A 12,289-nucleotide genomic window follows, 5' to 3' on the forward strand; every position below is an offset into this window, starting at 1 on the left:
GTAGATCCGGTTGATCCCCGAGGGCTCGCCCTCCCGCCGCAGCAGGACGAACAACCGGCGATAGCCGAAACGCCGCCGCTCGTTGGCGAGATCGCGCAATCGGCCACGCAGAACTGCGTCCGGCGGGCGGCTGGAGCGATAGCGGATCATCTTCCGATCCGCCTCCACGATCGAGCAGGCCCGCCGTTCCGACAGGCTCATGACGGCCTGCAGATGCGCGACCGCAGCGCGCTTGGCGGCGGGCCCTACCATTTTTTTGAAAGGAGCTCGCGAAGTGCGGCCGCATCGAGCATCTGCTCGGCCAGAAGCTTCTTCAGCTTCGCGTTCTCCTCTTCCAAGGCCCTCAGCCGCTTCGCTTCGGAAACGTCCATGCCGCCGAATTTGGCCTTCCAATTGTAGATCGTCGCCTCGGAAACACCGTGCTTGCGAGCCAGGTCGGCTGTCTTCGCCCCAGCCTCATGCTCCTTCAATACCGCGATAATCTGCTCTTCCGTGAACCTTGCTCGCTTCATCCGTCCGTCCTTCTTCGGGCCGGACTCTAACTCCTTCTGGAGGAAATTCGCAGTGGCAGGTCATACCGATATGAAGTCGCCCGGGGATTCCGAGACGATGTCGCCCACCTTTCCGATTTGATCTCGCCCGGGGGCGAGGCGTTCTGGCTGCCTAGGTTCTCTGGCACTGGGCGATCCGCGCGGTCAACTGGAATCGCGGCTTGAACCTGTTGTGTTTTCTGTTGCGGTTGCTGTGGGCATGTGGGCAACGCCTTGGCGTTGTCCAAGCGAAGCGGCATGTCCACACAGCGTCACGGGCTCAGGCCTTTCGGGCGGATTGCCGGGTTCGGCGCAGGCTCTCGCCGGTGAGGTCGAGCCGATGGGCATTGTGGACGAGGCGATCGAGCACGGCGTTTGGCATAGGTGGGATCTCCAATGAGCACATGCGACTGGTCCAGGGGGAGCTGGCTGGTGACGATCGTGGAACGATGACGTAGCGATCTTCGAGGATTTCCAGGAGATCGTGACGGGCACCGGCGTCGAGCGGCTCAAGCCGCCAGTCATCGAGGATCAGCAGATCGACACGGCCGAGCCCGCGCAATAGGCGCGGATGGCGGCCGTCGCCGCGCGCGAGAGCGAGGTCATCGAACAGCCGCGGAACACGTTGATAGAGCACGGAGCGATTGTCACGGCAGGCCTTGTGGCCGAGCGCCGAGGCGAGCCAGCTCTTGCCGACGCCGACCGGGTCGCAGATCAGAAGGTTGGCATGGTCGTCAATCCAGCGGCCCTCGACAAGCTTGGCGAACAGCGGGCGATCGGGTCCGCGCGGGGTGCGGTAGTCGATGTCCTCGACGCACGCTTGCTGGCGCAGCTTGGCGTAGCGCAGGCGGGTGGCGAGCCGCTTGTCGTGGCGCAGCGAGGCTTCACGTTCGAGCAGCAGCGCGAGCCATTCGGCGTGACCGAGGCCAGGCTTGCCCCCACTCCCGCGTAGCGGGTTCGTTCAATCCTGGGCGACATCGAGCGGAATCCGCAGTCCTGGCGGTGGCAACAGACCGAGCGAGCCCGGGGTGGATGTGAAAACGCTGCACGCCAAGATCGGGGAGCTCAGGCTGGAGAACGCGAAGGCGCGCTCAGCAAAGCCGGCCTGCTGAGCGCAAAGCGATGATCGACCGTAAGCACGACCTGCCGATCACGAAACAGGCGAAAGTTTTGAAGATCAGCCGTGGCAGTGTCTATTATCTGCCACGTCCTGTGCCTTCCGCCGACCTCGCGATCATGCGATCGGCTCGACCGGCTGAACCTGGACACAAGATCCATCCGTATCTGCTGCGCGGGATGGAGTTCACACGCCCGAACCAGGTCTTGGCGATGGACATCACCTACATCCCGATGGCGCGCGGCTTCGTGTACCTGGCTGTTGTCCTCGACTGGGCGACCCTCCGGGTGCTGTCGTGGCGCGTCTCGATCACGATGGAAGCTGCATTGTGCGTCGAGAAACTGGAAGACGCTCTCGCTCGCCACGGCAAGCCGGACATCTTCAACACCGACCAGGGCTCGCAGTTCACCGGCGCGGTGTTCTCGCGCGCATTTCTGTGCGAGCGCAGCCAGCACCTTATCCGTGTTGGGCGTCCGCGGTCCGTCATCGAACGAGAGGACGACTTCATGGTCCGCCAGAGGAAGCGTCTCGGGAAAGTTCTTCAGCCCCACCCGCGGGAAGAGTGCGGCATTTACAGCGAGCACCCGCGCCGTGCCGAGCGCATCGCGCCGATTGCAGCTAAAAGCGTTTGTCACGGCAATACCTGCGAGCAACGCCAGCCCAGCGCAGCCGAGGCGAAAAGCCAATCTATGCAGGCGCAACTCTGTCATTGCGCGTTAGTGCGACCTTGATTGTTGGTGAGCCCCGTGGTGCTCAGCAGACTATCTGATCGGTCGCGGGATTTCGGCGCATCGAGCGTGTGTCTCGCGCAAAACGGTCGTCGAACGTCCGTTATCCGCTCGAACCGCTCCAGCTGCCTGACTTGCTTGAGCTGGGGGTAGGCGGCTTAGCTCGGACGATCGCTGCTGTTCGTCTTTCGCAAGATCAGTGTCTTGGCGCGCATCCGGCACGAGTGCGCAGGATGCGAAAGGCACATCGCGGACGTCCGCAGCGTCCGTTGGAGGTTCGAGGGTCAATTTTCAGGGCGGCTCCGCCGATCCTGCGCCGCGACGCGCGTGAGGAGCTTGCTTGCGAGCGGATCGCGACGGACCTGTGGCGCGCCGCCGGTTCAAGACAACGGTCGCTTCAGACTGGCGAGATATGCTTGAAGTTCTCCGTGCACGAAGATGGAGCCATTCCCGACCCTCATCATGAAATTGAGTGCTTCCGCACTCCCTCAACAGCGGTCGTAGCCGGAGAGGCAGTATTCCGGCGAATTTCAGAAGCAACCTCAAAATCAGGCTCTTGTTGCAAGCTTAGTGAATCCCGCAGGTGATGGCTGTGGCTTGAGGTGATCCAATATTTTCGAGGCCGCGCTGAACGACCTCGACCAGAATTTCTCCAGAAAGTCCAGGTGACACCTCAACAGCTCCGCGGGAGTTTTGGAGTCCGCAAGGCGACCATCGCGGCACTGGAGAGTGACACCGTCCGTTACAATGGCAGCCTGTGTTGCCTATCCTATGACGTCAGCATAGAGGCGCGCCGCGCCGGCACCGCCAGCAATCCGAGACTGGTCGCCAAGTCACCGCTACCTGTCCTAGAACAGACGCTGTCACTGCCGAGCCCGCGAAAGTGCTGTCCCTGCCACGCGCGGCTGGCTCCCGCAGAGCCAGCCTCAAATCAGCGGAAGAAGCTGACCCGGAGGTCATAGCTGGCAGAACGGGCATAACTACTAGAACGGGGATCAGCCCGTAACTTGGAAGCAGTGCGGGCGCGGTCCGGACCTTACCGGCCGGGGGGCTGAGTTGAAGGCAAGGTTCTTGCCGCATCCGCACTGCTGATGAGGGGCTGGCGAGGAACATGACTCGGCGCCGACCGTTCTGGTAAGATAGCACTGTCCCTGCCACATCCCGCCAACCTCAACGGCTCTGTATCCGGGCGAGCTTACTGAAAGCTGACAGACCTGCGCGGCAATTCACAAATGGAAGCGGCCCCAGGGCAGCTTGCCACTAGGCGTTCAGGCCCAGACAAAAGCCGTTCGGCGCGCTTACGATCAGCGGCAGCTACAGCGCACGACGGACCGGAGGGCGGTCAGCTAGTCCACTGCACGCTTTATGACTGATCGTCGTTACGACATCCGGCTTCGTGCGAGTCTTCGAGGAGGAGAGTTTACCATCTGGATGCATCAGACCGCTTACACAGTAGCGGTTTAGGTGGCAGGCATTCCTCGTGAACATAATCATATTGCCGAGCCGTCTCTCGATCCAAGAGCGTGTTATTATCCGCAAAATATTAGACAGAGCAGTTCTCTTGCAAAGTGGCCGGACAGTATTTGCTTGTGTATGGCGGTGAGTATTGCTGCTCCCGCCGTGCGTTTCCTCCCCGCAGGCTGATGAGATATCTCATATCGCTTTGAGGTTGGCCTCTTCGCCATGGCGACATTGCGAACTTGACTCGGGACATTTAAGTCGAGACACCCCCCTAACAGCAGAGCTGTGGCCGCTGGTATTCTGCGCAATATGCGGCGTCACGTTCATCGAGCGAAGTTCGCTCACTAACCTTTTTGGGGGGCGTAGCCATTGTCGGCGCCAAGCGTGATCGCTGTCGGTCGGCACGCGACGCGATCATGTGCAGCGCGACCACCGGTTCGTCATGCCCACCGGCCAACGTCAGGCAGGCGTCGACCATTAGGCATTAGCGGTTTCTCCATCAGACCGTGCCCGATGAAGCACCCTTTCGTCGCCTTGCCTTTTCCCTTGCAGTACAGCCTCGCGTTTGGATCGGCGGTCAGCGCCGGTCTTGACTTGATCCATTTGCGCGACTCGGCTGCGCTGTTCTCGCCCTGGCTTCTGCTTGTCGCCGCAAAATGCGAATGCCCGATTCTTCAATATGCTCTCTAAGTATCAGCATATCATGCTAACGAATTGATGTAGCCCCTCGAGCTGCGCGCCAGAGTGTTTGTGAGTGAGGCTGAGACATGAACCGCGTCAAGACCTGATGGCCTTCGTGCGCCCACCGGAGACTTCGCCTCCCTGACGTGGGAGGGCGAATCTTCAAGAGCGATGATGTAACCAAGCCGCTCGATTTGCCGGGTTCGCCTCCGTTCAAGATCGCGGGATACGTGCAAAAGGTTTTGACGTCAGAACACGTGCAGCGCTTCCAGCGATCAGAGTCTCGACGGCCCCAAGGACATTGGCAGTGGTAGCTAGGCATGGTCCAGCGGCTCGGAATCGGGACATGATCAGGCGGTGGTCGCGCCACGAACGCATTCTCATCAGTGCGCGCAACATTGCCTACCCACCCGAGACCTACATAAAGCTGTGCTCTACATGATGGGACGGAAGGCAATGATACCCCGCAAACCTCGGGGTGATCGAGCGCGCTTTACCAAACCGCGAGCGGGGCAAGCCATGAGGCGTTCCACGTCGCTTCATGGGCCAATTCCTACAGTAAACCCCTCTTCAATGTCTTTGCCAGATCAAAAGCAAGAGCGGCTGCCGAGGATATGGTCGTCAGCTTCTCGTCAGCTAGCCCAGCTATGCCATTGCTGCCCGAAGTGCACAGACATCCTGCGGGTAGCGGATGTCGTTCCAAGTGAGCACTTTGCGGAACGCACACGGCGCGTGTACCCAATATCCTGGCGAGAGCCACGCGCCGTGTGCCTCTGTCTTCAGCTCACCTTCGCCCCGAATTACGGCCCCCCTCTTGACCCCTCCTGTGCGTGCGTTCGAACGGATCACTTGCAGGTAGCTGTCCCGCAATCAGCTCGTAAGCGCCGGCCCGGGCAGCTGGAGGCGCTAGCTAGCCTTGGCGCTCAATCCGATCAGCGGCCGCTCGGGCCACACTAATAGGCTGGGCGACTCCCGGTCTCGTGATCGGCAGGGCAGTCTGCCTCCTTTGCTGGTACTACTATGCTGCTTGTTAGTTTCGCTGAATGGGTATCAGCGAATCCCGAATCATTGCTAGCATCGATGGCGCTTGCCGCAGCGCCTTCGTTTTCACGGTTCTGCTGGCAATAACAGCATCCGCAGGGCGGCAGCATCGGTTGCGCGATGGCGTTGGGAATCGCCATAGCATTCCAATGGCGCGGTGCACGATTTTTCGGATTTCAGATCACCAGATGCAGGATACACCAGCCAGAGCGCGGCCAAGGGGCTCGTCGCGTAAGCAACCAGCCCGGCTCCAAAAGAGGTAGCGGGGTCAGCTGATAGCAAGAGGCCCGCCGTTTGCAAAATCGTCAAGCCTGAATTGACGAAGGTCGGAGTCGCGGGCCAAGCATGCAAACAAGCCAAGGTGGGCAAAGAATTCAGTTAGAAATCGGCTACAGAGATTCGATCGAAGCGGCGAGAAGGTCGTGTGGTCACCTGCCGAGTGTCAAGTCCCTCCTTCCTGCAGTTGAACAAGTGGGCGGCATCATCTTAAACCGACTGCACAAGATCAATCTCAGGTTGTGCTCGAATGATAAGGGTCTCTTGTCCGGATCATTTCGCTGCTCTGCGGCCGGCTCAACTTGTCGCCGTCCATGGTCGTTCGTTCGAGTGGCTGGACATCCGCACGAACAAGATCGCCCAGTTACGCGATCCGGTAACGCACGAACGAGTGTGGGTCCCACTGGCTGCCATTACTGTTCCAATGAGGCCGCAATGGGCTCCGACGCATCCTGCGGTCAGAGATGCTGCTCGCCCACTTTGCACTTATTTCCGGCGCTTTGTTAGTCGAAAGAATGTTCGTGCCAAAGTGGACCATGGCGAATCAGCATGATTGCGGTCTGGTGACGGAGGACGCCTTCGGCCTGAAGGCTCCTCCTTGCAAAGAGGTTTTGAAGAAACGGTCAACATGGACCCTCCATGGGAAACCGGCCAAGCTCTAAAAGTAGCCTTCGATCGGTAAACGCGGTGAGAGAGCAAAGCGGTGTTGTGCGCCAGCCGATCCGAACGACATCGTCGCGCGGCAGGCCAGTCGCTGGCGCTTTGCAGAGCCTCCCACGAGCAGCAACGGCGTGCAATTTCGCGATGGCCAGCGCTGTAGCTCGTCGGCTAGCACCCTCATCAAGCTTCTACGTCATCGGCTTGATGGGCTCGGCCAAGTCAGTTCTTGATGCTTGTTCATTCCTCCAAGCATCTACTGATACGAAGCACGAACGGACGCTTCAAACGGCACCACTCGTTTGCGGACTTCGAAGACCAGCACTCACGCCTTCAGATGGATCTTCGTGAACGACGCCGCTTCGCTAATAGAGGCCATGCCTTCCTCGAGCATCGGCGCGAACAATTGCCAAGAATGGCACATCCCTTCCCAGACCTTGAGCGCAGCGATAGATCCGGCTCGGCGCAGCTTCTGGGCAATTTGTATGCTGTCATCCCGGGGCAGCTCCCACGAGCCGACATGAACGAAAGTCGGCGGCAATCCGGACAAGTCGCTTTCGAACGGGTCACCGGCGGTGATGCCGGATCCCCATTGCCGATATAGGCGTCGATGAACAACGCCATCATTTGCGGCGTCAGCAAGGGCGCATCAGCGATGCGTGCGCATACGATTCGCCTTGTCCGATGAAGTCAAGCGCCGGCGACATCGCGGTGGCAATGGCCCCACTTAGTGGATTTGACTCCACACAGCTCTCAGCATCAGACGTGCCAACTTTGGCGAAGAAACGGTTCCGTATGCTTTGCGCAGATCGGGCGAGCCGCCTCAATGTCTGCCCGCGGACATAAGCCGTCCTCATCGAACGCAGTCATGTCAGGTTATTGCCAACTAGACCTAACCGGAGGAGGCGAAGGTATGAGCGCTACAACCAACTCGTCGTGTGAGCTCAACGCCGAAACCAGTCGAGCCAGATGGTGCTGCGGGTCACTGTTGGCACCATGCCCAATCGACCGCACCTCTTCGATCTCAGCTCCTGATGGCGGTTCCGATGAATATCGACCAGGTCGTTTGAGCAGGCGCAGGTGGCGCCGAGCAATACATTCCTGGACCGTTACTGCTTTTTTGCTGGCGAGTTCGAAAACGGCTACTCACTCCGCCTATCGGACGTGCCGGTCTGCTTTTGGAGGTATGCACTCGTTGTGTGGATGGCGGCCACGTTCACTCACATCGATCTCGTGGCGCGCTAAGATCGGCTGCTTGCGAAAGGCCTGGCCACCAGCTCACCAACTGCCGATTGAGCCTGCGGAGCCATGAGCCAACAAGCGGAACGAGTTCTCCCAGATCAGGGCTTGCTTATGGTGATTACGGTCTGAATAGAGCAAACGCCGTGCCGATTGAGGACTGGAGCTCCCTCACGCTGGAATGCCTTAGAGGGCATAATAGAAAACAGCCGCAAAGCTGGCAGGCCGGCCTTTGTTTGCGGAATCTGCGCTTAATTAGACATCAGTTCCGGGTCCGTGCAAGAATAGCTCCGGCAAACTTTAAAGCGTGCGAAGCATCCCCATCTTGCCGGTCAACAAGCCGTACGGAACATTGGCGTGAGCGGCGGCGAGGAACCGTGTTGTATCTCACCAACGACCTTGAAGCCATGACGTTGGTAAAAGGGAATATTTTCAGGGTTCGAGCTTTCGAGGTAGGCAGCTATGCCCTGCTCATCGCATTGTTGAAGGGCGTATCTCATCAACAATGTGCCAACCCCTTTTCCGACCCAGTTCGGATCTACAGCAATGAATGGCAGATACCAATGTGGCTCGCGAGGATGATGCTCGGCCATTCTCCTCCGCAAGTGTGCCATATCTTCAGTGATCTCCGGGCGCAAGGATAGCGCCATAATTCCATCCAAAGCCTCCTCATCTTGCTGCACGTCGGGAGGCAGCCACAGGGCCGCGCCAAGAACCTCTCCCGCGACGTAGGCTGTGCCATGTGCAAATGCTCGTCCGGCACAGGCATCAATGAACTGAGGCATGCTCCTAAGGTATTGCCTTGGGTCAGGCCAACTCCAACGCATCAACGGATCGGCGGCAAAGCCGAGCACAATTGTGCAGATAGTGCTTGCACGAACGTTTGCGTTCGCAAAACTGATATCCAATTCTTCTGTCATGATGTCGTTTCGGGTCTCTGTTTGGCCTCGGCATTGCAAGGGCGAGCACGGCATCGACGGCCTCTGATGGGAGCAGGATCGTCGGCCCGAGCTCTCTGCCTGTCTCAAACGGCTGATCTTGACGGTCACTTCGGACCAAGGCTCCTTGGTAGGCTATGCTTGGATCTAGATCTTCCTGGCCGGCTTCTGCCGTTGCAGGCCAGAAGAGGCATCTGCAAGCCGCCCCGCCTGTCCTAGAGGAAGCTTCGACGTTCTTACCGTCGACAAGCTTCGTCAGCCTGCAACCACTCAGAGAAATGACACGAGGACGCTTGTGAAATTGCACGCCCGAAGAAGTCACCGCATGCGCTCGACACGAACATCGGGCGATGGCTGCCTTTGAACCGGGTTCCGGCACGACGAGCAGCTTAGCGAGGGTCGCGCGTCGAGCTCAGACCAGGCAGCGACTCATCACCTCGTCTCCCATTGAGCGGTCCTGCATAGGCTTCCTTCAAAACACGTGTTGGGTGAGAAACCACCATTCCAGTTATCGCATGTTCTTAGCGCTCATTGATGTTCTTGTGTCCTCACGGCTCTCGGCGCACCACTGCAGCAATTGGCCATTGTCGGGATAGGGCAACGCGACTGGACGCCGCGATGCTGCGCCCCGTCGACCTACGGAAAATCGAAGCTTGGGGATCGCGCGAGAGCTTTCGTGCATCGTCATGCGCGTCGATGGGTCGAAGCTCCAGTCAATCGAGCGAGAACGTTCCTATCGAGCCGTCGTCAAACTTAAACGCCCAGGTCAAGTGTATCCGCCGCCGCTCTTGCCATTGTGGGAAGGAATGCAGGTCCGAGTCGCTTAGTTGCACGAGTAATTCTCGTAAGGATTTCTTTAGCCGCTGGCGTTGAGAAGCCCCTGATCGGAACGGTTTGTAAGTTTCTTGGCGCTGTTAATGCTTGCCATGCCAGGTCCGAGATCCACGCGTTGAGTCATGTTTGTTTCGCTCTGTCTTGGAAAACTATGGTCACCGGAGCAGCATATCCGAAGAAACTGTAGCGAAGACCTCCCCAAAATGGGTGGGGATCTATCCGCGGTTGATGCTGTAAGTTGGCCGGGTTTAACCTTGAGCATGGTCGCGAGAAGCCCAAATTGAGCATTGCCTAAAGTGGAACTCTTTCCTCAAAGTGGAAAGTGGCGGCCTTTAGCTCCATTTGGAACGGGCGATCCGAAGGCGGAATGGAGCCGGGTGAAAGGGGAGGAGATCGCGCTTAGCCTCGGGGTCTCGGTAGGCGCAAGCTGGCCGCGACCTGGACGTTCATGACGATGTTCTGTGGAGTTGATGAAGGAGTTCGGCACCGACGCGGCAAAAGCCTTTTCTGGCCACGATGGATGCAGCCAAGGCTGCAGGAGATCTAGCGGTTGTGCCGCCGTGAGCTCCCTAAGTTGAAGGCACCGAGATACTCAAAAAGCTGCCCAGGCGCGTGGCGCGCCTGGGTTGTATCATGTATAGCCGGAAGCTAAATGGACTGCGCACTGCAGCGCACATCCGGCAACGAAGCTGCCGCTACAGTATCAGCTCGCCACAGGTGGCTCATTGCGGATTGCTGGTGTTTTCCACGAGGCGGCCATGTTGCGCAACTGCCGCCGCGCGCCTGCATCTCCCCAGAAGCAGACGATTTCGGTGTCATAGCACGAGCTGCGCCGGCGCTCGGCGCATCGAACCCATTATCGGACACAAGGCCGAAAGGCGCATTGGCCGGTTCTCACCTAGCACCGGACCTTACGCGCAATCCATCGCCGTTACTTCATCATCGCTTCGACCTCTGCACGAAAAGCTTGGCGCGAGGTGTCTCGTGAATAGAACATGTGGCCGCCCGGATAGACTATAAGTTTGACGCGGGGTGCCGAGGCAAATGGCGGCAATTGATCGAGCACGATCTGTGATCCGAGATAAGGCGTGACGAGGTCAAACAGGCCGTGCCCGACCAACAGCTTCAACTTTCGGTCCGTTGCAAAGATCTGGCGCAGCTGCGAAACCGACTCCGGAGGGCTGCGGCCGAAATCCCAAGCCTGCCCGACCGAACGGTTGACCAGCTCATAGGAGCCGTCCGGCCGCCAGTTAAGCTTGCGCGTAAGGAGATCGACAGTGGCGCTAGTCAGAGGCGCTAGCAGCGTATCGCTCGAGGCATCGCCGGAAAGGTGGAAACCGGAGTCCGGATACGGATCGAGGCCACGCACCGAGGCATCATAATTGCCGATTAGCTTGCCGTTCTTACGATCGAACTCACGGCGGAACTCGGCGAGTTCGACGCGGCCCGCAAGCCTACGACTGACCGCTTGGTCGATGCCGGTCAGCGCCGCGACCTTGTCGGCCAGACGCGTGGTCGCTTCCTTGTCCTGCTGGCCTTTCATAAGATCGACCAGAAACTCGCCGCGTGCATAAGCCTCCACGTCAGCGAGATCGGCTCGCTTGACCGGCCCCTTAGCTTCACGGAAGGTCGCGGCATAGCTTGGCAGCGCCGCGACGTATCGCAACAGACCCGCGCGGACGCTGGAGTCGAACGCTGGCGAGATCATGATGAGACCCTTAACGCCTATGCCCTGCCGCATCTGCAACTGATGGACAATCTTTGGGCCGCGAATGCCACCATAGCTTTCGCCCGCGATGTACTTGGGCGACAATAGTCGGTCATGCTTTTCGAGCCAGCGGCGGATCACCAGTGCGAGCGCATTGGCGTCGCCGTCAACGGAATAGAGCCGCTTGCGTACATCATCGCCGTTACCCACGAATCGGCTATAGCCGGTACCTACGGGGTCGAGAAACACTAGATCAGTGAAATCGAGCCAAGTTTCCGCGTTTGGACTCGCCTCCGGAAAGGTCGATGGCGTGACCTCGTCCGCATTGATCGGTAACCGCCACGGTCCGGCATTGCCGAGCTGCAGCCAGGCCGATGATGAGCCCGGTCCGCCGTTGAAGAAGAATGTTACCGGGCGGGTGCCGCGATCGGTGCCGTCAAGCTGATAGGACGTATAGACGATGTCAGCCTGCGGTTCGCCCTTGTCGTCGAACAGACGGATCGAGCCGGCCGTCGCGAGGAAAGAGAGCGTCCTGCCAGGAAGCTCAAGCGTTTGTCTGGTGCTGGAGTCCGGCGGCAGCCGATGCTGCTCGGCGGCCGACGGCATATTAGGAGTTTGGCCGGCGCCGGCCTTCTGGCCGGCCGGCGTCATGACTTGGATGGGCAGCGGCGAATCGTCGGCCCCCGCGCTGCCAACTCCCCCACAGGCAAACAGGATCGCTGCAATAAAGGTACGGCGCAGCGCGGTCAAGCGCATGAGCTTCTCCTGTCGCGGCGCGCACCCTGTGCGCGAGGCCCATCTGTCAAAGCCACTAGCTCAGGGCGGGGAGACAACAAACCCACCAACTCCAGTAGCCGTTACCATCGCCGGATGCCCTGCGGACGGTTGCGCGAAGGCGTCATCCAGCCAATGACAGGGTGCCTCGATAGCTACAGCAAACGCTCCTACTGAGGCCGCAATGCTATTAAGTCTAAATCGTAGCCGCTTCCCAACTTGGAAACCGAGCCGCTTGCTGTGTTGTGGCATATTTGGGGTTCGAGACTAACCTTCGAACCCTGAGGCTGCGGAGAAAGGTTGGG

4 protein-coding genes and 3 pseudogenes are annotated in these 12,289 nt (G+C 59.2%); 1 reads left to right on the plus strand and 6 read right to left on the minus strand.

The features are described 5' to 3' along the window. Both XH87_RS10570 and XH87_RS10575 read right to left on the minus strand, forming a co-directional pair. Positions 1-512, minus strand: a pseudogene (locus XH87_RS10570) (transposase); the annotation flags it as partial. A 298-nt stretch (positions 513-810) separates the two neighbouring features. Next, the gene (locus XH87_RS10575) at positions 811-1,431 is read right to left on the minus strand and encodes an ATP-binding protein (protein WP_333909180.1); all 621 of its coding nucleotides are present in this window, start codon (positions 1,429-1,431) and stop codon (positions 811-813) included. A gap of 94 nt (positions 1,432-1,525) precedes the next feature. On the opposite strand from XH87_RS10575, the pseudogene XH87_RS10580 reads away from it, so the two are divergent. Beyond that, positions 1,526-2,072 (plus strand): annotated as a pseudogene (locus tag XH87_RS10580) (DDE-type integrase/transposase/recombinase); the annotation flags it as partial. A 2,031-nt stretch (positions 2,073-4,103) separates the two neighbouring features. Here the strand turns inward: XH87_RS10580 and XH87_RS10585 are convergent. From XH87_RS10585 to XH87_RS10600, 4 genes and pseudogenes are all read right to left on the minus strand, one after another. Then, positions 4,104-4,468: pseudogene (locus XH87_RS10585) on the minus strand (IS5/IS1182 family transposase); the annotation flags it as partial. 2,348 nt (positions 4,469-6,816) lie between these two features. Beyond that, positions 6,817-7,041: an alpha/beta hydrolase gene (locus tag XH87_RS10590; RefSeq protein ID WP_271587220.1), complete on the minus strand. Its 225-nt coding sequence runs from the start codon at positions 7,039-7,041 to the stop codon at positions 6,817-6,819. A 1,021-nt stretch (positions 7,042-8,062) separates the two neighbouring features. Further along, on the minus strand, positions 8,063-8,650 hold the full coding sequence (locus tag XH87_RS10595) for a GNAT family N-acetyltransferase (protein ID WP_271587221.1): 588 nt from the start codon (positions 8,648-8,650) through the stop codon (positions 8,063-8,065). A 1,783-nt stretch (positions 8,651-10,433) separates the two neighbouring features. Further along, positions 10,434-11,966, minus strand: coding sequence for a S10 family peptidase (locus XH87_RS10600; RefSeq protein ID WP_271587222.1), 1,533 nt, complete (start codon positions 11,964-11,966; stop codon positions 10,434-10,436). Positions 11,967-12,289: the final 323 nt, after the last annotated feature.

The organism is Bradyrhizobium sp. CCBAU 53415, assembly GCF_028128735.1.
GTDB lineage: Bacteria > Pseudomonadota > Alphaproteobacteria > Rhizobiales > Xanthobacteraceae > Bradyrhizobium.

Coding starts and splice junctions, on each gene's coding strand:
- XH87_RS10595 (WP_271587221.1), bottom strand. CDS start 8,650: ATGACAGAAGAATTGGATATCAGTTTTGCGAACGCAAACGTTCGTGCA.
- XH87_RS10600 (WP_271587222.1), bottom strand. CDS start 11,966: ATGCGCTTGACCGCGCTGCGCCGTACCTTTATTGCAGCGATCCTGTTT.